We start from the raw sequence: 24,928 nt of genomic DNA, 5'->3' as shown, positions 1-24,928 counted from the left end.
AAAAATTCAAAAGATGAAAAGAATAACTTATTATATCGCAATATGTCTTGCTCTATTAACAGCAAGCTCATGTTCCAAATTTGATAACTACGCCGCTCCTGACCAAACCGTTAAAGGAGTGGTAACAGATGCAGGAACAGGAAAGCCAATTCAAACGGAAGTGACCACTACTGATGGATCTATGACAGCTGGAACTAGAGTTAGACTAGTAGAAACTAGTTATAGTCCAACTGCTACCCCTCAATTTCTAGCATCACGACAAGATGGTAGTTTTACAAACACCAAACTTTTTGCTGCAACTTATACCATGACTCCAGAAGGTGCGTTTGTACCTCCTACTCCAAAAGTGGTAGAGGTTAAAGGCGGCACCACAGAGGTTAATTTTGCTGTTGAACCTTTTCTTCGTGTAGAATGGGTTGGAGAACCAACTTATGATGCAGCAACTGGTAAAGTTAATGCTCAATACACTATAGTTAGAGGTACAGCCAATGCTGCGTATCAAGATGCCATTGGCGATTGTGTACTTTACCTTAACAACACACCCTATGTTGGAAATACTAATTTCACGCTATTCACTAGGCCGGCAACCCCAGCTTTAACTGTAACCAATAGTGTAGCAAGCCCTGTTTTGCCAAAAGGGAGAGAGATTTTTTTAAGGGTTGGCGCTAGAATAGGTTCAAGACTTTATAACTACAGCACAATAAAATCGGTAACTATCCCTAATTAATTACCTAAAACAAAGAATAAGCTTTATTTGCGAGAAAATTCTCTCGCAAATAAGGTTTAAATATTGATTAAATTACAGCTATTTAGTAGCAGAGAAACAAGAGAAATACCTTGATATGGAATTGAATACTAATGTATTAGATAAGAGCGAGCCGATAATTAACAATTGGAGATTAAGCTCCGAAACTATTTTGCCACAACAGATTAACCAAAAGAAGAAGGAAGATACTGGTTACGATATCTATCCATATCATTCATTAGGAAGCGGAAAAATTAACAATGGTTATGCGTCTTTGGTAAATTGGATAATTGAACAAAAAACAGTAAGGATTGATGGTTTTAACGGTGTTTTCTGGAATGCTGTTCAAACTGCAATTGATGATGTGTTGAATAAAAAGGGTATTACTGTAAAATGGACTTATTTAACAGATCATATAAAAGACAGTCAGGATATCGAAAAATTGGTTACACCATTTTTAGGGGAAGAGAAGAGTGTTTGGGGTACTAAAACCACTTTAACCCTTTCTAACTTTTTTCAAACCAATCAACTTTCTAGCTTAATACCTGATGAAGAATATGAAGTTAATATTGCCATAGGAGTTGGGGCTGCGCTATTAAACTGGGATTCACCGCTGGTTTATCTAGAGATTCCAAAGAATGAAATACAATACCGTTTTCGTGCAGGTGCAATTACCAATATTGGCGCTGATGAAGTTGATGGTGCGGCAGAAGCCTATAAGCGATCTTACTTTGTAGACTGGGTAGTTTTAAATAATCACAAACAAAACATTTTAAATCAAATAAGCATTGTGGCAGATGCACAATGGAAAGAATCAATCAACTGGGCTTTTAATTCAGATGTGCAGCAAGGTTTAAAGGAGATGAGTCAATCAGTTTTTCGTGTGCGACCTTGGTTTGAAGCAGGCGCTTGGGGCGGTCATTGGATGCAAGAAAAAATTGAGGGATTGAATAAGGAGGAAGTAAATTATGCTTGGTCGTTCGAATTAATTGTGCCAGAAAATGGGGTGCTTTTTGAGAGCGATGGTAATTTATTGGAAGTTCCTTTTGATCTTTTAATGTATCAGCAAGCGCAAGCTGTTCTAGGTAAACACGAACCTACATTTGGAACTGAATTTCCAATCAGATTCGATTTCTTAGATACATTTGATGGCGGTAACTTATCGATTCAATGTCACCCATCTTTAGAATACATTAGGAAAGAATTTGGAGAAAATATTACTCAGGATGAAACCTATTACATTTTAGATTGTAAAGAAGATGCAAAAGTATATTTAGGATTTCAAGAAGACATCGACCCAAAAGCTTTCGAAGAAGCATTAGAAGATAGTCAGGAACATAGCAAGGAAATAGACATTACAAAATATGTACAGGTATTAGACGCCAATAAACATGATTTATTCTTAATCCCAAATGGGACGGTGCATAGTGCAGGGGCAAATAATTTAGTGCTAGAAATCAGTGCAACACCATATATTTTTACTTTTAAAATGTACGATTGGATGAGAATGGGACTTGATGGACATCCAAGACCAATCAATATAGATCATGCATTTAAGAACCTTAAATTTGATAGAAAAGGAGAAAAGGTTAAAAACGAATTAGTGGCTAAACCTAAGGTAATTGAAAATGGAACTGGTTATGAAATTATCCATTTGCCAACCCATCAAGAACATTTTTATGATGTACACCGTATAGAGTTTGATGAGCAAGTAAGTATAGAAACAGAAAATGTTTGCCATATTTTAATGTTAGTTGAAGGTAGCGAGGTTACAGTAATAACTTTAGATGGAACTACAATGAATTTCAACTATGCAGAAACTTTTGTAATACCTGCAGCGGCAAAAAGCTATACCATTTTAAATAATGGAAAAGGTAAGGCAAAAGTGGTAAAGGCATTTGTTAAGGATAATGCAAGCCTGCTTGTTAAATAAGATCATAAAATGATGAACCTAAAGAAATTATTCGTCTTTTTATTGATGCTCTCTTTGAGCATAAAACTGAATGCGCAGCAAAAGGAACCGGTTGATTATGCTGATCCGCTGTTAGGCACTTCAGAATCTAGGTGGATGTTAAATCCTGGCGCTACAATGCCCTTTGGAATGGTTCAGCTTAGTCCAGATAACCAAGGCGATGTTTGGAAGTCTGGTTATGAATATTCTTTAAATAACATAGGTGGCTTTAGCCATGTACATTCGTGGACAATGGTTGGACTTTCGGTAATGCCTACAGTTGGATTGTTGAGCACTTATCGCGGTGCTGCAGATGCGCCAACAACAGGCTGGACTTCAGGTTACAGATCGCGAATTGATAAAAGCACAGAAGTTGCAAAGCCAGGTTATTATGGCATTACCTTAATGAATGGAAATATCCGAACAGAACTAACCAGTACAACTAGGGCAGGTTTTTTTAGGTTCACTTATCCCGAAGCGCACGACGAGGCGCATATCCTATTAGATTTAGACATCCCTGGCGAGGCGAAAACAAATATTTTAGACGCAAAAATTACCAGAATATCTGATACAGAAATTGAGGGTTATTCTCATCAAAAATGGAGTTGGAACGAATATACCATCCACTTTGTGGTAAGATTTAATAAGCCAATGAAAAGTTTTGGTGGTTGGAATGGAGATAAGGTGCAAAAAGAAATCAAACAGGTTTTAGGAAAAGGACGAGTTGGTGCATTTGCAGATTTTAAGGTAAACGCTGGTGATGTAATTCTCATGCAAACAGGGATTTCTTTAGTTAGCATTGAGCAGGCTAGGCTTAACCTAGAAACAGAAATGAATCCTTTCAAATGGGATTTTGATGCTGTAAAAACAAACGCCAGGAATGTTTGGAACACCATGCTGAGTAAAATCAAAGTAGAAGGTGGTACAGAAACTGACAAGAAAAAATTCTATTCTAACTTTTATAGGTCTTACGTAGCCCGTACCACATGGAGCGATGTGAATGGTAAATATGTGGATGTAAATGAGAAAGTTCAACAAGCTAATTCTCCAGTATATGGTTCAGATGCACTATGGAATACCTTTTGGAACTTAAACCAATTATGGGGACTTGTTAATCCAGATATTACCAGTAATTGGGCAAAGTCGCTGATTGAGATTTATAGAACAGGTGGTTGGCTTCCAAAAGGTCCGGCGGGGATTGAATATTCGGGTATCATGGAGGCCTCTCATGAAATCCCTTTAATAGTTGGTGCTTACCAAAAAGGGATTAGGGATTTTGATATTGAAACAGCCTATAAGGCAATGTTGCATCAGCAGACTACCAATGGGGTTAAAACTCCAGAAAATGGATTTGCAGGCAATCGCTTTTTTGATTCCTATATGAAACTTGGATACGTGCCTAACGAAGAAGGACAAGTATCAAACACCTTAGAATATGCTTATGATGATTGGTGTGTGGCGCAGTTTGCAAAAGCAATTGGAAAGAAAGATGGTTACGAGCTATTCTTAAAAAGAGCAGGGAATTATAAGAATGTATTTGATCCTGAAACCAAATACATCAGAATGAAAAACAGAGATGGAAGCTGGGTTAAAGATTGGACCCCATTCTGCTGCACAAGCTTTAGTGGTTCAGGTTATTTAGAAGGTAACGCTTGGCAATACAGTTTTTTCAATCCACATGATGTGCAAGGCATTATTAATTTAATGGGTAAAGATGAATTTAATAACCGCTTAAATGATGGTTTTGAAAAATCAGTAAAATACAATTTCAATGCAGAAGGAGATCAATATGATTTGGTTCCTGTAAATCACGGTAATCAGCCTAATATGCAAGCAGCTTGGTTATTTAACTATTCGGGTAAGCCATGGCTCACTCAAAAATGGACAAGGGAAATCATGAATAGGTATTATGGTTCAACGCCCTACCACGGCTGGTTGGGAGATGAAGATGAAGGGCAAATGGGCGCTTGGTATGTAATGGCTGCAATGGGTTTATTTGAAACAGATGGAGGAGTTTCATCTAAGCCATTTTATGAAATTGGTAGTCCGATTTTTAACAAAATTACCATTGCTTTGGATGATAAATATTATTCGGGTAAAACGTTTGTGATTGAGGCTAAAAACACCTCCGATGCTAATAGATATATCCAATCGGCCAAGTTAGATGGGAAAGACTTAACTAAACCTTGGTTTTATCATGCTGATTTAGTTGATGGTGGTTCTTTGACCTTAGAAATGGGTGCCGCACCAAATATGAAATGGGGAGTTAAACCCACTGATGCACCGCCATCGATGTCTCCTACTAAAAAACAATAATTAGTTCTAAATATAAACTTATGAATAACGAACAAAAAAGAATTAGCCTATTAACCATCACATTGGTTGCCTCATTGGGAGGTTTTCTCTTTGGATTTGATATGGCTGTTATTTCAGGTGTATTACCATTAGTTCAAAAGCAGTTTACGCTTTCGGCAGCTCAAGAAGGTTGGTTTGTTTCATCGGCATTGGTGGGCTGTATCATTGGGGTAGCATTTTCAGGTGAGTTAAGTGATAGATTAGGCCGCAAAAAGCCACTCATTTTAACAGCTATTTTATTTGTAATTTCTGCTTTAGGTTGTGCAATAATGCCAAATTTATCTGGTGTAATTACTTCGAGGTTAATTGGCGGTATTGGTATTGGAATTGCATCTAATGTTGTCCCTTTATACATCTCAGAAATCGCTCCATCGGCCATTAGAGGGAGATTGGTTACCTATTATCAGTTTGCATTAACCTTTGGTATTCTAGTTGCGTATTTAAGCAATGCTGCATTGTTAAGTGGAGTTTCTGTGCAAGAGCTTACCACTTCTGGCTTAACCAATATTTTTAATGCCGAGGTTTGGCGTGGAATGTTGGGCTTAGGGGTAATTCCAGCGCTGCTATTTTTCTTCGGCTTGTTGATGATTCCTGAAAGTCCACGTTGGTTAATTCAAAAAGGACGCACGGCAGAAGGAGTTTCTATTATCAGTAGAATAACAAATCAACCTAAAGCTGAAATAGAAGCAGGTTTATCAACACAAAACAATAAAAACGAGAAGGGATCTTATAGGGATTTATTTGCGCCAGGTGTTAGAAAGGCTTTAGTAATAGGCATCCTTTTGCCTTTGTTTTCTCAGTTCAGTGGCATCAATGCCATCATTTATTACGGCCCTACCATTTTAGGCAATGCAGGGATTTCTTTGAGTAACTCTTTAATTAGTCAGATTATTTTCGGCCTTGCCAATATGTTATTTACACTGGTTGCCATTTGGAAAGTTGACAGTTGGGGAAGAAGGCCGTTGTATTTGTTTGGAACGGCTGGTGCTACAATAACCTTAATTTTAACAGGTATTTGTTTCTATTATGAAGCGACTACGAGCATTTGGTTATTGATCTGTGTACTTGGCTTTTTAGCTTGTTTTGCCTTTTCTATAGGTCCACTAAAATTTGTAGTGGCATCAGAAATATTCCCAAGCGCCATTAGGGGAAGAGCATTAGCGATTAGCATTATGGTGATGTGGGTAGCGGACACAATCGTTGGACAGATTACTCCTATTTTGTTGAAAGAAATTGGTAGCGCAGGCACGTTTTGGTTTTTTGCGTTCTTCTGTTTAGTGGCCTTTGTAGCAGTATACAAATTGCTGCCAGAAACAAAAGGTAAATCTTTAGAACAAATAGAAAATGACTGGAAGGAAAAAGGAGAAGATCAAGTTTTTGTTCATTAATATTTGAGTTTTAAGATGATAAATGATTCGATAGCGATTGGTGCAGACATAGGCGGAACACACATTACAGCAGCCTTGGTCGATTTAAAGGAGAAAAGAATATTACCAGGCTCGTTTATTCGTGAAAAGATTGATTCTCATGGTTCACAAGAACAAATCATGGAGGCTTGGAGCGAAACAATCTTAAAAGTAAGGCAAGGCCGCAATGTAAATAAAGTTAGCCTTGCCATGCCTGGACCTTTCGATTATGATAAAGGGATTTGTTTGATAAAGAATCAAAATAAATACGAAAATCTCTATGGCCTTAACATCAAAGAATTGTTGGCGGCAAAACTTAAAAATGAACCGGAAGACATTTCAATGGTGAACGATGCAGCATCTTTTTTACAAGGGGAGGTTTTTGGAGGTTCGGCTAGTGGTTTCAAAAACGTGATCGGTTTAACATTGGGTACAGGTTTGGGTACTTGCACTTATCATAATGGTAAGGCCAATAACGCAAACCTTTGGCAGCATCCTTTTAAAGCCGGCATCGCCGAGGATTATTTATCAACCAGGTGGTTTACCAAAAGATACCATGAGCTTACGGGTATTAATATCAATGGCGTTAAAGAACTAACAGAACTGGTGGGTAAAGACCCAAGGGTGAAAAGGATTTTTAATGAATTTGGGGATAACCTAGGTGATTTCTTAACAGAGTTTGCATCCCTTGCACATCCAGAAGTTGTGATATTGGGGGGCAATATTGCAAAAAGCTTTAGGCTTTTTAAAAGAACATTGTTGAATAACATTCAAGATAAATTTCCAGAAATAAAAATAAAAATAGCGGTTTTAGGCGAGGAAGCAGCCTTAATGGGTGCTGCCAGTTATTGGAAAGATAACATACACCTAAACAAAAATCTATGATGAACATGAGAAAGACGAATTATATCTTATTTATATTATTGTTTATAGTTGGGTTAACCGAGGCGAATGCGCAATCCGATAAAGATTTACTGCAATACGTAGATCCAAAAATTGGAACTGCGCATAGCCGATGGTTTTACTTTACCCCAGGAGCCGTACCTTTTGGAATGGCAAAACCAGCACCATCTACCAACGGTTCTTATGGCAATATGCATGGTTGGGATGCGGTTGGTTATGACGAAAGACATAATTCCATCGAGGGTTTTGCGAACTTCCACGAATTTCAAGTTGGTGGCGTTGTGTTTGCACCCATAACTGGAAAACTACAAACACTTGCAGGAAAATTGGAAACACCAGAAAATGGTTATCGTTCTACGTTTGATCGAAAAGATGAAATTGCTAGTCCGGGTTATTATTCCGTTTTATTGAAGGATTATCAAATTAAAGCAGAGTTAACGTCAACTCAACGAGTAGCATTTCATCGTTATACTTTTCCTGCTTCGCAAGAATCTCATATCTTATTTGACATTGGTCATAAACAAGGAGAAGGTGGCGAAGTTAAGGATGCCAAAGTTTATGTAACAGCCGATGGCAAGATTGAAGGCTATGTAACCACACTTCCTGTTTACGTTCAGAAATATCAACCTGGTGCAGAAGTAACGATGTATTTTTCAGCTGTGCTGGATAAAAAACCATCAGCCTATGGTGTATTTAAAGGAGAAGAAATTTTTAAGGGAAAAGCTGAAATAGCAGGAAAGGGTGCAGGTCTTTACTTAACGTTTGCTACCAAAGAACAAGAAAGCATCACCATAAAAGCAGGCTTGTCTTATACCTCAATTGAAAATGCAAGACTAAACCTTGATGCTGAAGCAAAGAAACTTTCTTTTGATAAGGCAAAAGCTACTGCAGAAAAGAATTGGGCGAGTTATTTGGGTAGAATTAAAGTACAGGGCAAGGAAAGGAAAGATATGGTTAAGTTCTATACGGGATTATATCATGCGCTACTGGGAAGAGGTTTAGCCAGTGATGTGAATGGTGCCTATCCAAAAAATGACGGTGGGGTAGGACAAATTCCTTTAGATCAAAATAACAAACCAGTCCATAATCATTACAATACCGATGCCATTTGGGGAGGCTTTTGGAACTTAACCCAACTATGGGCAATTGCTTATCCAGAATATTATTCAGATTGGATCAAAAGCCAGCTTTTGGTTTATAAGGATTCGGGTTGGTTGGCCGATGGTATTGCTAACAGTAGATATGTTTCTGGTGTAGGGACCAATTTTGTGAGTTTAGCCATCTCTAGCGCTTACATGGCAGGCATTAAAGATTTCGATGTGAATTTGGCTTATGAAGCATCCTTAAAAAATGAGTTGGTAGGTAAAGACAGACCGCACGGTGCTGGAAAATTAGATGTAGATCAATTTGTAAAATATGGTTATGTGCCTCACTTAGATAAAGGAAAAGGTGGTGGAGAAAGATGGCAATATTCTGCATCACATACGTTAGAGTACGCTTTCAGTGCCTATGCCGTTGGCCAGTGGGCGAAGGTTTTAGGTAAGGAAAATGACTATCAACAATTAATGGGTTTGTCTAAAGCTTGGGAGCGCCTTTATGATCCAAAATTGAATTTAATTCACCCTAAATGGGAGAATGGCAACTTCATAGAAAACTTTAAACCAAGTGAAGCTTGGCGAGGGTTTCAGGAAGGAAATGCATGGCAATATACTTTCTACGTTCCGCATGATCCTGAAGCTTTGGTTGCTAAAATGGGGAAGGCTAATTTTAACAATCGCTTAGATAGTATTTTCTCCACCTCTCAAAAAAATAACTTTGGCGGTGGAACTAAGCTCGATGCTTTTTCTGGATTGGAAGGATTGTACAATCATGGCAATCAACCAAATCTACACATCTCATGGCTTTTTAACTTTTCTGGCAAACCTTCGCTAACTCAAAAATGGGTGAGAACAATTTGCAATGAGTTTTACGGAACAGATGGTATTCATGGTTATGGTTACGGACAAGATGAAGATCAAGGGCAATTGGGTGCTTGGTACGTCATCTCAAGTATGGGTTTGTTTGATGTAAAAGGCTTTACTGCTCCAGATACTAAAGTTGGCTTGGGAAGTCCGCTATTTGATTACATAAAAATCAAAGGAAATAAGCAATATTTTAGTGGAAAGGATTTTACCATCGAAGTAAAAAATAACAGTACTGGGAATATTTATGTACAATCGTTTAATTTAAATGGGAAACAATTAGCTACTCCATTTATTTCGCTAAAGGATTTACAAAATGGAGGGAAATTAACTTTACAAATGGGCGCTAATCCAAAAGATCAATATTAAAGATGATACAACTTAAATCAATTAACCTACGTTTTCAGCCATTTATATTGCTTTTTTTCTTGTTGGCAATAACCATTAGTTCAAATGTTTTTGCGCAGAATAAAACGATATGGGAAATTGGAAAAGCCGATAACCAAACTGCGGGGTTAGCTTTGGCACCAACAGATTACAAGAAGTTTTTAGAACATGACTTTGGCTGGGAAGATCGATATTATTTAGTTGGCTATTCAAACCCGGCAAAGGATTTTCCTTATGTATTGCCTGGCCCGAAAGATGGTTGGGGCGGTACTGCTCCTACAGCTGGTATCAGGTCTCATTTATTAAACATCTTGTTTGATTTAAAAAATGCGTCTACAAACAAACCATTCAAACTGGTAATTGATTTAATTGGATACAATGGAGAAAAATCACCTTTATTTAAAATAAACATCAACGGTAAAGGCACTGTTCAGCAATTGCCAAAAGGCGATAAAAGTAATGTAGTAGCGGGAGATATGGCTGCTGCAAAAGAATATGTGATAGAAATTCCTATTAAAGCTGGTGCTTTACATAATGGTGGAAATGAAATTCAACTCACCTCTCTTGATGGCTCTTGGCTGGTTTTCGATCAAGTAAGGTTAGAAGGCTCGGCAGAAACTATTGTTAAGTCGCCCAAAGCGGTGTATGCAAGATCCATCGAAGCAGCAAACTATGAAATTATAGAGAACGGAAAACGCTTACAGCCTTTATTAGTAGATGTAGAACATTTGAGTGGAAAACCTAACTTAACTGTTAAATTAGATGGAAAACAAGTTTTTCAAGAAAAGATAGAAACAGGACGCTATCAATTTGAAGTGCCGATGTCAGCAGTTGCTATACCTAAAAAAAGCAAATACGAAGTTTTAGCAAATGGCATTGTTATAGAAAGCGGAACAATTTCACGCTCTCCAAAGCCGATAGGTTCATTTGCGAGTTATGTAGATACTAGAATTGGAACAGCTCATTCTCGTTGGATGATTGGCCCAGGACCATGGATGCCTTTTAGCATGGTTAAATTAAGTCCTGATAACCAAAATGCAGGTTGGCAAGCAGGTTACGATCCAACGTTTGAAAGTATTGGGGCTTTTAGTCACATACATGAGTGGACAATGGGTGGTTTAGGAATGCTTCCTGTTAATGGACCATTAAAAATTAAAGTTGGCGACCAAAGAAGCGCACCTGGAGAAGGCTACCGATCGCGTATTGATAAATCTACTGAACAGGCTCCTTTAGGTTCTTACAGGGTAGATTTGATAGATTATGGCATCAAAGCCGAAGTTACAGCAACATCTAGGGCAAGTTTCATGAAGTATACTTATCCTAAGGCAACAGATTCTAGGATCATGATCGACCTGCAAACTCCTGCTGAAAATAAATACAACTTAGCTGAAGTAACCTTAAAAAAAGTAAGTGATTATCGTATTGAAGGATACAGCAAGCAATTTGCACCTCAAGTATGGATTGCTCAAGCAGGTTCTAGCGAGCAAGAGTATATCGTTCACTTTGTGATAGAATTTGATCAGCCCATTAAAAAATTTGGGACTTGGATTGATGACCAGATTGGAACGGAAAACCTAATCACGATTAAGGACCCAAAAGACGCTGGTGCTTTTGTAGAATTTGATACAAGACAAAACCAAGTGGTACAAATGAGAACAGGGATTTCGTATGTAAGTGTGGAAGGAGCTGCCAAAAATTTAACAACAGAAATTAGCAATCCATTTGGCTGGAGTTTCGAGAAAGTTAAAAATAACCAGCTTGCTGTTTGGAATGAACTGTTAAGTAGGGTAAAAACAACCAGCAATGATAGAAGAGAAAAAGTAAGGTTTTATACCAATATGTATAGGGCTATCTGTAGCAGAAATACTTTTAGTGATGTAGATGGGAAATGGGTAGACGCAACAGAGAAAATCCAACAGTTTAAGAACCCTAATGATATTGCTTTAGGTTGTGATGCCTTTTGGAATACATTCTGGAATTTAAATCAGTTTTGGAATTTGGTTACCCCAGAGTGGTCATCGAGATGGGTAAAATCTCAATTAGCGATGTATGATGCAAATGGCTGGTTGGCTAAAGGCCCCGCTGGTATGGAATATATCCCAGTTATGGTGGCAGAACATGAAGTGCCGCTAATTGTGAGCGCTTATCAAATGGGGATTAGAGATTATGATGTAAATAAAGCTTTCGCAGCTGCGGATAAAACATTATCAACCCCACAAACTAAAGTTGGAGGAGCACTTGCCGGAAATCAGGATTTCGAAGCCTATATGAAATATCACTATGTGCCGTACGATAAGGGAAGATTTTCTAACTCCTTAGAATATGCTTATGATGATTGGACACTAGCCCAACTGGCCAAGTCTATTGGCAAAACAGCTAAATACAATGAATATACTGAAAGAGCCAACTGGTGGAAAAATGCAATTGACACGGTAACTGGTTATGCAAGGATGAGAAAATCTGATGGTTCTTGGCTTCCAGATTTTGACCCTTTCCAATCGGGAAGAAACGAACATTATGTAGAAGGAAATGCTTGGCAGCTTACTTTTTTTGTGCCACAGGATGTGAACGGTTTAGCCAAAATGATTGGGCCAGATCGTTTTAAGGAGCGATTAAGTTGGGGTTTCAAGGAAAGCGTAAAATGGCGTTTCAATGCGCCAAATGATCAATATTGGGATTATCCGGTTACACAAGGAAACCAGCAATCTATGCACTTTGCCTTTCTATTTAATTGGGTAAAACAACCTTGGTTAACACAAGAATGGAGTAGATCTATTGTAGATAGGTATTATGGTTATGGTGTTGCCAATGCGTATTTGGGAGATGAAGATCAAGGACAAATGAGTTCTTGGTATATCATGGCAGCTTTAGGTCTATTTCAAATTGATGGAGGAACTAGAGCAAACCCTATTTATGAAATTGGTAGTCCGATTTTTAAAAATGTAACCATTAATTTGGGCGAAAAATATGGTAGAGGAAAAAATTTTCAGATCGAGGCGGTTAATGCATCAAGAGTAAACAAGTACGTTCAAAGTGCCACATTAAATGGCAAACCATTAAATAATTTTTGGTTCAGATCTAGTGAATTATTGAAGGGAGGAAAACTTATCCTGCAAATGGGGCCAAAACCAAATACAGCTTGGGGGATTGCTTCTTTGCCGGCCGATTAAACGGCAATCGCATTTAACCAACACGTAATCTTTATAGACGAATAGAGAGTCACAAATCAGTGGCTCTCTTTTTTTGTTTACAAAATGATGTTTTTACTTTAAACTTCTCTTTATTTCGATTTGATAACTTCGTATACTTTCACTTATGTAATTTCTTTGATAAAAGACAGTTATTCTGGGTAAAAAATCGAAGAAATGGTATATTTAACTTTCATATTATTTCGAAATGGATTCAAGAAGAGATTTTCTAAAAAAGGCAGCATTATTATCTGGCGGTGCCATGATGGCTAACATTTTACCTCCTGCAATTCAAAGGGCAATGGCCATTAATCCGGCTTTAGGCAGTACTTATTTGGATGCTGAGCATATCGTAATCTTGATGCAAGAAAATCGTTCTTTTGATCATTGTTTTGGAACTTTGCAGGGCGTAAGAGGGTTTAACGATCCAAGAGCAATCAGGCTACCCAATCAAAATCCGGTATGGCTACAAACCGATGCTGTAGGAAATACTTATTCGCCTTTTAGATTAGATATTAAAGACACCAAGATAACTTGGATGGGTTCGTTGCCACATTCAAGGGCAAGTCAGGTTGATGCAAACAACTTTGGTAAGTACGATAAATGGTTACTTGCCAAAAAATCTGGCAATAAAAAATATGCCGATCTACCTTTAACATTAGGTTATTACACAAGGGAAGACATTCCATTTAATTACGCAATGGCGGATGCCTTTACAGTTTGTGATCAGAACTTTTGCTCTGCGATGACCAGTACAACGCCAAATCGTTCATTCTTTTGGACGGGTAAAATTACCCATGATACAGATGGAATTCCAAAAGCCCATATTAGAAATACAGATTTTGCCCATGCTACATTAGGTTGGGAAACATTTCCAGAGTTGTTATCACAAAATGATATTGCTTGGAAATTTTATCAAAATGAAATTAGTTGTGGGGGTGGCTTTGTTGGTGAGGAGAGATCTTGGTTGGCAAACTATGGCTGTAATTTGTTAGAGTTTTTTAAAGCTTATAACGTGAAGTTCTCTGAACGATACATTAAAGGTTTACAAAACCAAGCAGAGACTTTACCAGCAGAAATAGATAAAATTCAAGAGGCAAGTCCGGCAGATGAACAAGCTGCGGTAAAAGCAAGGGAAGCATTAAAAACAAAACAAGAAGTTTTAGATAATGCCCGAAAAGAATTAACCAAATGGAACAAGGAAGGCTATGAAAAATTAACGGCAAAACAGAAGGAACTTTATCATAACGCATTTACGGTTAATGTTGGAGATGCTAATTATAGAAAACTTGCTGAATTAACTTATATGGATAATGGCGTAGAACGTAAGGCTACTGTTCCGGCTGGAGATCTATTTCACCAGTTTAGAGAAGATGTAAACAAAGGAAAACTGCCGACAGTTTCTTGGTTAGCGGGTCCGCAAAACTTTTCAGATCATCCTAGTGCACCTTGGTATGGGGCTTGGTACGTTTCTGAGATATTGGATATCCTAACCAAAAATCCAGCAGTCTGGAAAAAGACTATTTTTATTGTAACCTACGATGAAAATGATGGTTATTACGACCATATTCCACCTTTCTCTATCCCCGATCAAAAACTACCTGAAACAGGGAAAGTATCTGCAGGAATTGAAACGGAAATTGAACACGTTCGATTAGCAAATGAAATCAAGCAAGGCATTCCAAAAACACAAGCAAGGGAAGCACCTATTGGTTTAGGGTTTAGGGTGCCAATGATGATTGCTTCTCCATGGAGCAGAGGCGGAAAAGTTTGCTCAGAGGTTTTTGATCATACTTCTACCTTACAATTTTTAGAAACCTTCGTTAATCAAAAATATAAGAAGCAAGTAAGGAGTAGCAATATTAGCGAATGGAGAAGAACCATTTGTGGCGATTTAACTTCTGCTTTTACACCTTATAATGGTGCACCATTGGAGAAAATCCCTTTTTTGGATAGAGATAAAAATGTAGAAACTATTTTTAACGCCAAGTTTAAACAAGAACCTGCTGCAATGAAAAAACTTTCGGCACAGGAAATAGAAGCAATAAAAGTAAAACCCTCATTAATTAGTCTTCAGGAAGAAGGAGTTCGTTCTTCTTGCGCATTACCTTATGAGTTATATGCTGATGTTGGTTTAACGAACGACAAGAAAAGTGTTACGATAAAATTTAAAGTTGGAAATGAGATTTTTGGTAAAAATGCTGCTGGATCTCCATTTACAGTTTCAGTGCCAGTTAAGTTTGGTCCACAAAATGAGCTAGCCAGAAACTGGTCTTTTGCGGTAAAAGCTGGAGACAGCCTGACTTACAACTGGCCACTAGATTCTTTTGAAAATGATAATTATCATTTGCGTTTAAATGGACCGAATGGTTTTTTCAGGGAATTTATGGGGAGCAAAAATAATCCGCTAGTAAAAGTTGAATGTACCTTTGAAAAGGCAAAAGGAAATGCAGCCAAGCTTACCGGAAATGTGATTGTTAATTTGGTTAACAATGATACCAAGTCTCACGCTTTTAATATTAGCGATAATGCCTATAAAGCCACAGGCATTAAAAAGGAAGTAGCAGCAAAAAGTACAGTTCAGGTAACTATAAATCTACAGAAATCATTTAGTTGGTATGATTTTTCGGTGAAGTTAAGTAACCATGAACAGTTTGAAGAACGTTTTGCTGGTAGAGTTGAAACTGGCATCGAGACAAAGACAGATCCTTTCATGGGAAGAATTGTATAGCTAAAATTTGAATGACATGAAATACCTCGTATTTGTTGCGCTAACATTAGTTTGTTTCAGTTTTAGACTTAAAAATTTGTCAGAGAAACCTAGGAAGCAAATTTATCTGTTAATGGGACAGAGCAACATGGCAGGACGAGGTGCGGTTACAGCTGAATATAAAAACCTGCAATACGACAGGGTATTAATGCTCAATGCAAATAATGAATGGGTTATTGCAAAACATCCCTTACATTTTGATAAACCAAAAGTTGCCGGTGTTGGTCCGGGTCTAGCTTTTGGAGCAGCATTAGCTGATGTTTTTCCAAAAGATACCATCTACTTGGTCCCTTGTGCAGTAGGTGGTACATCTATTGTTAAGTGGGAATCAGGCGCTTTTGATAAGGCAACAAATACTCATCCTTATGATGATGCCTTATTGCGAATAAAAGAAGCGATGAAGTTGGGAGAGATTAACGGTGCAATTTGGTTGCAAGGAGAATCTGATAGTAACCCTAAATCTGCTGCTGTTTACTTAGAAAAATTAACTGCTTTGATAGAAAGGGTTCGTAAAGAAACCAATAATCCAAATTTGCCTTTTGTTGTGGGCGAATTAGGTCAATTTCGTGATAACTACAAATTAATTAATGAGGTGATACATCAAATTCCTCAAAAGATTAAGTTCACAGGTTATGTAACATCAGAAGGCTTAACCCATAAAGGAGACACCACCCATTTCGATAGTCCATCAGCAACTATATATGGTGCTCGTTTTGCAAAGGGAATGTTAAAATTGATTAAGAAGTAAGGTTTCTTTCTCCCGCAGATTTATTTTTTGATAGATCAGTTTAATCTTTTTTTATCTGCGGAATTAGCGTTCATCTGTGGGCCTATGTTTTCTCCCGCAGATTTTGGGGATTGCGCAGATTTTTTTAGCGAAGACATTCTATTCAGTAAATCCTAATCTTCTTTTATCTGCGACATTAGCGTTCATCAGCGGGCTAATATTTATCAGCTTTTGGATTGTGTTTACATAAAACGTATATTCATTTGATCATCCATTATAATTTAATATTTAAACATTATTAAGTATGGATGAAAATGAAATATCTTATAAAATTCGGGGGCAATTTTTACTGTCTACAATGTTCTTGGTCCAGGATTGCTTGAGTCAGTTTATGAATTAACTCTTGCTCATGTTTTAAAAGAAAATGGTTTAGATGTTAAGCAACAAGTGTCGCTTCCAGTAATTTTTGATGGTGTAAAACTTGATGGTGGTTATAGGATTGACTTATTAATAAATGATTTGGTAATTGTAGAAATAAAATCTGTTGAAATTCTTAAATCATTACACCATCTTCAGTTGCTGACATATCTTAAACTTTCTGGCTTAAAATTAGGGTTACTGGTAAATTTTAACAGTTCTAACATTACAGACTCTATTTTTAGAAAAGTTAATGGACTTTAATTTTCCCGCAGATTTTTGGGATTGCGCAGATATTTTTTAGCGAAGACATTCTATTCAGTAAAACCTAATCTTCTTTTATCTGCGACATTAGCGTTTATCAGCGGGTCTATGTTTTCTCCCGTAGATTTTGGGGATTGCGCAGATTTTTTTAGCGAAGACATTCTATTCGGTAAATCCTAATCTTCTTTTATCTGCGTAATTAGCGTTCATCCGCGGGCTAATATTTTCTTTATGTAGAATCGGCACATTGTCAATAAGCTTTATGAAAAATAGATTTACTACCTTAGAAAATTGAATAACAATTGATATAAAAAGCAAAAATGGATAATAAATTCTCTTTAGAAGGAAAAGTAATCGTTGTAACTGGCGGAACAGGCATCATTGGAAAATCATTTATAAAAGGGATAGTAGAAGCAGGGGGAACGGTTGGAATTTTAGGAAGAAATGAAAAAGTTGCAAACGAAAGAGCAGAAGAAGTAATTAAAAATGGAGGTAAGGCAATTGCTTTAATTGCAGATGTGCTGGATGAAAAAGCTTTAGAACAAGCCAAAGATAAAGTTTTATCAATTTTTGGCAAAATTGATGGCTTGGTAAATGCAGCTGGTGGAAATATTCCAGAAGCAATTATCATGAAAGATGATGACATTTTTGGAATGAATGTAGATGGTATGCGCAAAGCGATGGAGTTAAACCTTTGGGGAACATTAATTCCCACTCAAATTTTCGGTAAAGCCATGTTGGAAGCTGGAACTGGAAGCATTGTAAACATCTCATCTATGAGCTCGAAAAGAGTAATTACTAGGGTTTTGGGTTATAGTATGGGTAAAGCTGCGATCGACTGTTATACGCAATGGTTCGCTGTAGAATTGGCTAATCGTTTTGGTGATAAGGTAAGGATGAATGCCATCGCCCCCGGCTTCTTTTTAACAGAACAAAATAGAGCATTGTTAACAAATACCGATGGTTCTTATACCGAACGTGGTAACTTGGTAATTAAGCAAACTCCATTTAAGCGTTTTGGTGATACCGATGAATTAATTGGAGCTTTGCAATGGTTATTGAGCGATGCCTCTGCTTTTGTAACTGGAACGGTTATTAATGTTGATGGTGGCTTTTTCGTGAACAGCGGAGTTTAATAAGTTTTGTCATTCAGAGCTAACTGGTCATGCAGAGCGAAGCGAAGAATCTCCTTTAAAATTCTATTCGTTCTTAAGAAAAACAATTTTTAAGAACCAGTTGGTCTTAAAGCAAAAAATCTAGGACTAATAAATATTAGCCTAGATTTTTAACCTTAAATTGAGAGACACTAATTTACCACCAGCCTTTTACGTTATAAACTACAGCTTGCGGTTGTCGGTTGGCATAAGCCATACCTAAACTGTAAGCTGATTTTAGAACATCAGAATCTAATTGTTGTTGCTTAAATATAAACTGCCATTCTTTATTGTCTTTTTCTTTCACACCTTTAGCAATTTCAGCAACGAATTTTTTCACTTCGCCATAACAAGCAGCAGTTGGATCTATCTGACTTAAAATATCGCCAGCAGCAACGGCACCATCATAATTTTGGCTTGCTGCCCAAATGGTTTTTGCTTCCATTAATCTGGTTTGACAAATCTTATCCCTGTGTTTTTTGTAAATAGGGATAATGATTGATCTTGCCTTGTTATAACAATCTTTGCTAATTTCAGGGATGCCTGATAACTTATAAAAAGCCTCTTCATATCTACCCTGACTAGCCAAGCTTTGCGCATCACTAATGATAAAATCACATTTTGTATTGTAGTATTTTAAAATTTTAGCCTTTCCAGATTCTATAAAAGTTTTAATGGCATTATTGTTTGCACTAATACCTTTTATAGCTGAGATGTAGGCTTTGGTTTCATTTTCTCCCACACCTTTAACACTTACCGATGTGCTTGAGAATTTTGTGCCATCAATACCATCACCAATATAAAGCGTAATATCTAAAGACAAAGCATGCATAGCAGGTGCAGTTGGGGTTATGTTTTTAGACATAACACTTACATTTGCCGTAATGATAAAACGTTCATTCATGGCGCTTCCACCCAAGCCGCTTTCCGTAACAATTTGGCTCAATTTATTAGACAAAATGCTCCTTGCTGAAACAGGCATGTCATCTATTTGCTCTGGAACATAAGCCGCTAAGGTAATCCTTCCAAAATCGTCAACCTTGCCTTGGCTATTTTGAGCAGACGCACCAAAAACAGGCGATAAGGCAACTAAGAAAAATAATAATTTTTTCATGTTTTTTCGTTTAGTTTATTTTTCTCCTAAAACAATTACTGCTTGACCAAGCCCTTTTGTCATCAATTTATTTACAATTGAAAAAGGAGCTGCGCTTAAGAATTTTTGCAAATTTCTTGTAAAAGCTCTAGCATCTATAGCGTTACCTGAAGCATCGTAAAGCGGAATGCGTACTTGGTCAAAATGCATTTGATTTTCTGTAGCATCTGCTGTACTAAAACGACCCTTTACAGTATTTGCTTTCATCCAGTTTTCAATCAGTGTTCCTAATTCTTCACCGTTATATTCCTTTTCTAAGTCGCCAGACCAGGTGTCGAATTTTTTAACATAGATGGAAATTTCCCTACCGTTTTCAAACAAATCATCAAAATGCTTTTGTAACGAATTACTAAAATTATCCATGTGGTTAAGTACTGCCTCCTCTAATAAAATAGGCACATCAACTGAAAAAGAAGGAGCACCGTTACCAGTTGCTGTTGCAATTTCTTTATTTGAGTAAGCATCTAGTCCAGCCAGTATAAAACTCACATATTTTTTTGGTCCACTTTCGTTTACACGATAAGAAAGATCCATAATTATATCAGCTTTTGCTGTTTTACGCAACTTGTCAATTGGAGATTCTGTTATGCCACCTCCTGTTTTTGAAGTCAATATTGCATCTTCAGCACTATTGCTTTCTAAGCTTTTCAATGTTTGCTCTAAACTAATTAGCGGAAAACCTTTCTCTGCCATTATGCCATTAATTTTGCTAATGACTAATTTCAAATCAAGATCATTTTGAAATGCCTTTTTGTAATCAGGTATTTGTTTTTTTGTGCCTTGATCATCAAAAGACGAATAATAACCTTTTGTTATGCACCAAGCATCACTTGGCACAATCATTATACGGGGTTTTTTTGCCTGCGAAAATACCTGTGTATGCAAAAGTATTATCGTTATAACCAGAAGTATTTTTCTTTTCATGTTACTTAATTTTTAATTATGCCCTCGTTAATGAGTTTTTCTTTTATTCGCGATCTATCAACGGAAATTTCAAAACCTAACGCTAAATTTTGTGTCTTTTCTAGCATTTTAATTTCTGGTTTGGTTGCAAATTCTCTTGAAATGCTTACAAAGTCTTGTGATGATAATAACGAAGTGTAAAATTTAGCGAAGTAATCTTGCTTCTCAGTTTCTACTCTTACATCGGTAATAATTGGCTTTTGAAACATGGCACTACTACCATTGGTAATACCAACAAATACAATTTCTCTAATTACCTTTTTTAACACGTTTACCTTAATTTCATCGTAAGTTCTGCCTGTTGCAAACGATTTTACAATCAAACGCCCATTACCATCTGTAGTAATTCCCGCAACTTGATAATTATAGTTGCCTTTGTCCAAAACTACTTTTTGACTGCATGAACAGCTTATTATCGCTATTAGAAATGCGATTAATTTTAATTTTTTCATCTGTTTAATTTTTTAAAATCCAGAGTTTAATCCTCTAATAATCCCAGCCTCTTCTAAATCTTTGCGTAAAGCATCTTTTGATACCGTTACTATTACCCCAATCTTGTATTCTTTACCCACCTTTTTGGTATCTTTTGCATCAATTTGGCCCGCGTTAGATAAGCTAACATATTTCATGTATTTGCCGTTGTCTTGAAAAAAGTTCATAAAGAAATCGTTTTTTTCATATTCAACATTAGGGTTTGTGGCTATAGCTTTTTGAGATTTACACCCATCCTTACCAGGGAATCCTTTAAAAATTACGCCATGAACTGCATTCTTTTTAGCTTGTTCAAGATCTAATTTTGATTTACTTGAAATCGTGTAAACTTTTACCAAATACATTCCATCTGTACCCACGCCAGCACATTCTATCTCATAATTCCAAGCATAGGTTTGTTTATCTTCTTCGGTAGGTTTAACTTTTGTAAATTTTTGTTGTGCCTTTGCTACAAATGTTATTGTGGTAAGGGCAATAATTAGAATTGATTTAATGCTCATTTTTATAATGATTTAGAATTGATTAATGGTTTGTGCGCAGTCAATATTAATTACTTAACCTGTCTGATTAATAATCCAGGATAAAAATCTTTACCACTTACTTTTTTGAAATAGGTTTTATCAGTTTTTTGATTAGGATTTTCCTCATCGGCTGCGAACTTATTATCCCAAATAGGGTATTTGGTATCAACCTTTAAGGTTCCAATTTGTACAAATTTTGTTTTACCCTTGTCGTCTTCTTGTTGTTCTAAAACTTCGAATTTGGTTTTTTCTGTTACACCATCTTTTAATCCAATTTTTGCAGTTAATGGCTCAATGCTATACAAAGGCATTTTTGTTTTAAACACATCATATTCAGCTTGTAGTTTAGAAATTACATTCTCTATTGATTTTACTGTCGCCCTTCCAATTAATTCGCTATTTGATTTGGTAGTATAAGCAGTAGACTGTACATCTGCAAATGATTTGTCTGTACCAATATATTCTAGTTTAAAGAAATCGGCATTATCGAAAGCTAGTTTTTTTGCAGGAGTTATAGTTTTGTCATCAGCCCATAGTTCGTTATAAAATCTGCTTTGTATTTCCTCATTCCATACCAGTTTAAATAAATGTGAGTGAGTAGCTACAACAAAGCCTTTACCAAAAGTTTTTAAGCCTTGGTCGGCCAATTGGCTACCTACAGCACCAAGTTTAGAGGCAAAAGCACCTAAAAGCGCCCTGGCTTTACCAGCTACTTCTTCTTTATTGGTGTATTTAGAATCATTTACCAGTACAAAGGTGTTACCAACTAGTTCTTCCCCAGCATCAGCCAATGCGGCTAAACCCCTTTTACTTGATTTTGCAACTTCAATGTTTAAAATATTTGCATCATAAAATCCTCGTTCTTTAATGAGGTTCATATTAAAACCTCCCTTTTCACTTCTGTTAAACCATTTTGCTACTAATTTCTGTGCAACTTTATTAGCTGCTAAATAGTTCTTGATGTTAGTTAATTCGTCTTTCGCACTAGTAGCTTCAATGTATCTATCACTTAAATTGTGGTTGTTATACTTGTCTGGTAAAACCCTATCAACAAAATACTTTTGAATATCCGTTTCGTACTCCCTTGATGAGTTGGTTGTCATTAATGTATAAAGGGAACTACGTTTGTAACTTGCAGAAACGCTATCACTATTTTTTTTAATCTGTTGCGCATAAGAGAGCGGCATTACAAAGATTATAAGTCCGATAATTAGTAAGTTTTTTTTCATGATCTGTTTGTGTTTGAGTGCGAAAATTATTAGTTGAAGGAAATTTCTAAGATGTTTAATATCTTATAAGTTGTTGCAGCTTGATTCTTTACGCTCGATATTGAAACCAAAAAATAGCCAAAAAAAGGGCCTTAGAACGTGTTTTTCTTTCCATAAATAAAAATTTACTGGATTTGAGAGCCAGAGTTTACGAAAAAGAGTTTGTCGCCAATCCATTTATTGGATGCTCACTTTCTCTTTATCGCATAGGTTAATTCGTTTTTGTTTTATAGTTAATTTTATTTACTAAATCTCAACATATTAAAAACAAGATGAAATACCTATAATTAGGTATTTTGTTATCAACTAATTAGTTATGCTATTAGGTGATTGAAAGGAAATCACGATAAAAAATTGCGTAATTGTTAATTAATTCTATAACTGATTTTGTTGAAATCTTGTTTGCAATTGCGTCAATTCTTTCCTTAATTTTCCAACAGTATAAATGATCTATTTCCATCTGTACAATCAAATTTAATCTATGCAATCATTTTCCTTATGGGATTAATTAAAGACATCTATAATAAATCATTTTACGAAAGATTGGCATCTAGCTTGGAAAAAATTATACCTGGTTTTGTGCCTGAAAAATTTATGAAATCCATTTTGTCGGATGCTTTTTATAAAATGGAATGGAAAGAAAGAGTACAACATACTACAAAAATCCTATATGATTTTATGCCAAAAGATTTTGCAGAAAGTGCAAAATTAATGGAGCTAATTGTTGGGCAATTAAGGGAAGATGGTTTCGGAGAACAGGGATTGGTATTCATGTTTCTGCCTGATTATATAGCGACTTACGGATTAGGAGATTTCGATAATTCTATAAAAGCGCTCGAGTTTTTAACCCAATTTATAAGTGCAGAATTTGCGGTTAGACCATTTCTCTTAAAATATGGAGATAGAATGATGGTTGAAATGTTGAGAATGTCATCTCACCCAAACCATCACGTTCGCCGTTTTGCAAGTGAAGGAAGTAGACCAAGATTACCATGGGGAGCAGCAATCCCAGCACTTAAAAAAGACCCATCTTTAATCCTTCCAATTTTGGAGAACTTGAAAAATGATTCGTCAGAATATGTTAGAAGAAGTGTTGCCAATAATTTAAACGACATTACAAAAGATAACCCTGATGTTGTGATTGGCATTGCCAAAAAATGGAAAGGTTTAGGTAAAGAAACTGATGCGATTATTAAACACGCCTCTAGAAGTTTATTAAAAAGTGGGCATCCAGAAATTTTAAGTTTTTATGGATTAGATGCAAATCGTTTATCAGTTACTGATTTTAAAATTGAAACACCAAAAATTAATATCGGTGGCGAAGTTGAGTTTTCTTTCACTATTAAAAACGAAGATGCTATAGAACGGTATGTCAGGTTAGAATACACGCTTTATTACTTGAAAAACAATGGCGGCTTAGCAGGTAAGGTTTTTAAAATTAGCGAGAAATCTTATTCCGCAGGTGCGGAAATAAAAGTAAAACGCAGACAAAGTTTTAAGTTAATTACCACTAGAAAATTTTATACTGGACACCATAAATTAGCTATAATGGTAAATGGACTAGAAACAGTAATAGGAGATTTTGAGTTGGTAGGTTAGATTTTTTGCATTTGATGGATGTCAAATACACTTTCTTAGCCAGTAGATTAATACCAAAAAAATCCGTCATCCTGACTTGTGCCGATTTTACATCGGTAGCGTAGTTCGAAGGATCTCTTTTGAGTATTACTAAAATAGTCTTCGACTACCCTCAGACTGATACCACTATCGACTACAAATTTATCCTGTGATAAATAGTCTCTGTAGCTTTCGCTTCATCTCCTTCTGGCGAGATATTATAAGCTCTCAGTATAAATTGGTCTGAGTTGATGATTTCTAATTCTGTTCTCCAGCTCCAAGGTTCCCCAATTCCAATCCATCCATATTGTCCTGTTACTGAAAAACCATTTCCAGTTTCTGAACCTTCAGAATGCATTATTGCTGTGCCCATATGAAAGGTATCTATCCAGCTGCATTGGCATTTTTCATTGCCTAAATCGTAAGCCCAAGTCATTTTGCCTTCATAAGGTTTGCCATTTAATGTTCCTTCATATTCATAGTTCAGAAACCGACCATCCATAAGTAGCGTTATTTTTCCACGCATCGGTGATTCATCTGCCAGCATATCTTTCTCAAACCAAGTGCGAGTGCTGCCATCCCAGCTACCTACTAATGTTGCCAATCTTAAATGTTGACCACTTTCTTTGCTAATTTCGAATTTACTTTTGCTCATCAATACTAAAATACAGAATTTATTTAAATTT

Annotated in this window: 18 protein-coding genes; 12 read left to right on the top strand and 6 right to left on the bottom strand. The window is 36.5% G+C overall.

Annotated features, from left to right (window positions below; genetic code table 11):
• Positions 1-13 precede the first annotated feature (13 nt).
• From R2Q59_RS13730 to R2Q59_RS13680, 11 genes are all read left to right on the top strand, one after another.
• On the top strand, positions 14-727 hold the full coding sequence (locus tag R2Q59_RS13730; RefSeq protein WP_316769910.1) for a DUF3823 domain-containing protein: 714 nt from the start codon (positions 14-16) through the stop codon (positions 725-727).
• Between the two features lie 115 nt (positions 728-842).
• Entirely contained in the window at positions 843-2,678 is a 1,836-nt protein-coding gene (locus tag R2Q59_RS13725; protein ID WP_316785894.1) for a hypothetical protein, read from the top strand.
• A gap of 9 nt (positions 2,679-2,687) precedes the next feature.
• A complete protein-coding gene (locus R2Q59_RS13720) occupies positions 2,688-5,012 on the top strand; it encodes a GH92 family glycosyl hydrolase (RefSeq protein WP_316785893.1) in 2,325 nt (774 codons plus the stop codon).
• A gap of 20 nt (positions 5,013-5,032) precedes the next feature.
• A complete protein-coding gene (locus R2Q59_RS13715) occupies positions 5,033-6,439 on the top strand; it encodes a sugar porter family MFS transporter (protein ID WP_316785892.1) in 1,407 nt (468 codons plus the stop codon).
• Positions 6,440-6,454: 15 nt separating this feature from the next.
• Positions 6,455-7,342: an ROK family protein gene (locus R2Q59_RS13710; RefSeq protein WP_316785891.1), complete on the top strand. Its 888-nt coding sequence runs from the start codon at positions 6,455-6,457 to the stop codon at positions 7,340-7,342.
• A gap of 5 nt (positions 7,343-7,347) precedes the next feature.
• Positions 7,348-9,690, top strand: coding sequence for a GH92 family glycosyl hydrolase (locus R2Q59_RS13705; protein WP_316785890.1), 2,343 nt, complete (start codon positions 7,348-7,350; stop codon positions 9,688-9,690).
• Positions 9,691-9,692: 2 nt separating this feature from the next.
• Entirely contained in the window at positions 9,693-12,878 is a 3,186-nt protein-coding gene (locus R2Q59_RS13700; RefSeq protein WP_316785889.1) for a GH92 family glycosyl hydrolase, read from the top strand.
• 226 nt (positions 12,879-13,104) lie between these two features.
• Complete coding sequence (locus R2Q59_RS13695) at positions 13,105-15,627, top strand: phosphocholine-specific phospholipase C (protein WP_316785888.1); 2,523 nt, start codon at positions 13,105-13,107, stop codon at positions 15,625-15,627.
• Positions 15,628-15,643: 16 nt separating this feature from the next.
• On the top strand, positions 15,644-16,414 hold the full coding sequence (locus tag R2Q59_RS13690; RefSeq protein ID WP_316785887.1) for a sialate O-acetylesterase: 771 nt from the start codon (positions 15,644-15,646) through the stop codon (positions 16,412-16,414).
• 354 nt (positions 16,415-16,768) lie between these two features.
• Positions 16,769-17,074, top strand: a complete 306-nt coding sequence (locus R2Q59_RS13685) for a GxxExxY protein (RefSeq protein WP_316785886.1) — start codon at positions 16,769-16,771, stop codon at positions 17,072-17,074.
• Positions 17,075-17,394: 320 nt separating this feature from the next.
• Positions 17,395-18,210 carry an SDR family oxidoreductase gene (locus tag R2Q59_RS13680; protein ID WP_316785885.1) on the top strand — a complete coding sequence of 272 codons (816 nt, stop codon included), beginning with the start codon at positions 17,395-17,397 and terminating at the stop codon, positions 18,208-18,210.
• 175 nt (positions 18,211-18,385) lie between these two features.
• On the opposite strand, the gene R2Q59_RS13675 is transcribed toward R2Q59_RS13680, so the two are convergent.
• The 5 genes from R2Q59_RS13675 to R2Q59_RS13655 are packed head-to-tail and all read right to left on the bottom strand — an operon-like array spanning position 18,386 to position 22,586.
• Positions 18,386-19,342, bottom strand: a complete 957-nt coding sequence (locus R2Q59_RS13675) for a hypothetical protein (RefSeq protein WP_316785884.1) — start codon at positions 19,340-19,342, stop codon at positions 18,386-18,388.
• A 15-nt stretch (positions 19,343-19,357) separates the two neighbouring features.
• Positions 19,358-20,305, bottom strand: coding sequence for a DUF6175 family protein (locus R2Q59_RS13670; RefSeq protein ID WP_316785883.1), 948 nt, complete (start codon positions 20,303-20,305; stop codon positions 19,358-19,360).
• A 5-nt stretch (positions 20,306-20,310) separates the two neighbouring features.
• Positions 20,311-20,796 (bottom strand): hypothetical protein, encoded by a 486-nt coding sequence (locus R2Q59_RS13665; protein ID WP_316785882.1) that lies wholly within the window; start codon positions 20,794-20,796, stop codon positions 20,311-20,313.
• Between the two features lie 12 nt (positions 20,797-20,808).
• A complete protein-coding gene (locus tag R2Q59_RS13660) occupies positions 20,809-21,336 on the bottom strand; it encodes a hypothetical protein (protein ID WP_316769887.1) in 528 nt (175 codons plus the stop codon).
• A 50-nt stretch (positions 21,337-21,386) separates the two neighbouring features.
• Entirely contained in the window at positions 21,387-22,586 is a 1,200-nt protein-coding gene (locus R2Q59_RS13655) for a hypothetical protein (protein ID WP_316769885.1), read from the bottom strand.
• 537 nt (positions 22,587-23,123) lie between these two features.
• Between R2Q59_RS13655 and R2Q59_RS13650 the strand changes: the two genes are divergently transcribed.
• Positions 23,124-24,224: a DNA alkylation repair protein gene (locus tag R2Q59_RS13650; RefSeq protein ID WP_316785881.1), complete on the top strand. Its 1,101-nt coding sequence runs from the start codon at positions 23,124-23,126 to the stop codon at positions 24,222-24,224.
• Between the two features lie 172 nt (positions 24,225-24,396).
• Here the strand turns inward: R2Q59_RS13650 and R2Q59_RS13645 are convergent, their stop codons facing one another.
• On the bottom strand, positions 24,397-24,897 hold the full coding sequence (locus R2Q59_RS13645) for a DUF1579 domain-containing protein (protein WP_316785880.1): 501 nt from the start codon (positions 24,895-24,897) through the stop codon (positions 24,397-24,399).
• Positions 24,898-24,928: the final 31 nt, after the last annotated feature.

The sequence above is a fragment of the Pedobacter frigiditerrae genome, from assembly GCF_032678705.1.
Taxonomy (GTDB): domain Bacteria; phylum Bacteroidota; class Bacteroidia; order Sphingobacteriales; family Sphingobacteriaceae; genus Pedobacter; species Pedobacter frigiditerrae_A.
Note: the sequence above shows the minus strand (reverse complement) of the source record. Positions and strands in the feature narration are given on the sequence as shown.

Excerpts from the sequence above, each read along its gene's own strand:
- R2Q59_RS13730 (WP_316769910.1), top strand. The coding sequence starts at position 14 with ATGAAAAGAATAACTTATTATATCGCAATATGTCTTGCTCTATTAACA.
- R2Q59_RS13725 (WP_316785894.1), top strand. The coding sequence starts at position 843 with ATGGAATTGAATACTAATGTATTAGATAAGAGCGAGCCGATAATTAAC.
- R2Q59_RS13720 (WP_316785893.1), top strand. The coding sequence starts at position 2,688 with ATGATGAACCTAAAGAAATTATTCGTCTTTTTATTGATGCTCTCTTTG.
- R2Q59_RS13715 (WP_316785892.1), top strand. The coding sequence starts at position 5,033 with ATGAATAACGAACAAAAAAGAATTAGCCTATTAACCATCACATTGGTT.
- R2Q59_RS13710 (WP_316785891.1), top strand. The coding sequence starts at position 6,455 with ATGATAAATGATTCGATAGCGATTGGTGCAGACATAGGCGGAACACAC.
- R2Q59_RS13705 (WP_316785890.1), top strand. The coding sequence starts at position 7,348 with ATGAGAAAGACGAATTATATCTTATTTATATTATTGTTTATAGTTGGG.
- R2Q59_RS13700 (WP_316785889.1), top strand. The coding sequence starts at position 9,693 with ATGATACAACTTAAATCAATTAACCTACGTTTTCAGCCATTTATATTG.
- R2Q59_RS13695 (WP_316785888.1), top strand. The coding sequence starts at position 13,105 with ATGGATTCAAGAAGAGATTTTCTAAAAAAGGCAGCATTATTATCTGGC.
- R2Q59_RS13690 (WP_316785887.1), top strand. The coding sequence starts at position 15,644 with ATGAAATACCTCGTATTTGTTGCGCTAACATTAGTTTGTTTCAGTTTT.
- R2Q59_RS13680 (WP_316785885.1), top strand. The coding sequence starts at position 17,395 with ATGGATAATAAATTCTCTTTAGAAGGAAAAGTAATCGTTGTAACTGGC.
- R2Q59_RS13675 (WP_316785884.1), bottom strand. The coding sequence starts at position 19,342 with ATGAAAAAATTATTATTTTTCTTAGTTGCCTTATCGCCTGTTTTTGGT.
- R2Q59_RS13670 (WP_316785883.1), bottom strand. The coding sequence starts at position 20,305 with ATGAAAAGAAAAATACTTCTGGTTATAACGATAATACTTTTGCATACA.
- R2Q59_RS13665 (WP_316785882.1), bottom strand. The coding sequence starts at position 20,796 with ATGAAAAAATTAAAATTAATCGCATTTCTAATAGCGATAATAAGCTGT.
- R2Q59_RS13660 (WP_316769887.1), bottom strand. The coding sequence starts at position 21,336 with ATGAGCATTAAATCAATTCTAATTATTGCCCTTACCACAATAACATTT.
- R2Q59_RS13655 (WP_316769885.1), bottom strand. The coding sequence starts at position 22,586 with ATGAAAAAAAACTTACTAATTATCGGACTTATAATCTTTGTAATGCCG.
- R2Q59_RS13650 (WP_316785881.1), top strand. The coding sequence starts at position 23,124 with ATGGGATTAATTAAAGACATCTATAATAAATCATTTTACGAAAGATTG.
- R2Q59_RS13645 (WP_316785880.1), bottom strand. The coding sequence starts at position 24,897 with ATGAGCAAAAGTAAATTCGAAATTAGCAAAGAAAGTGGTCAACATTTA.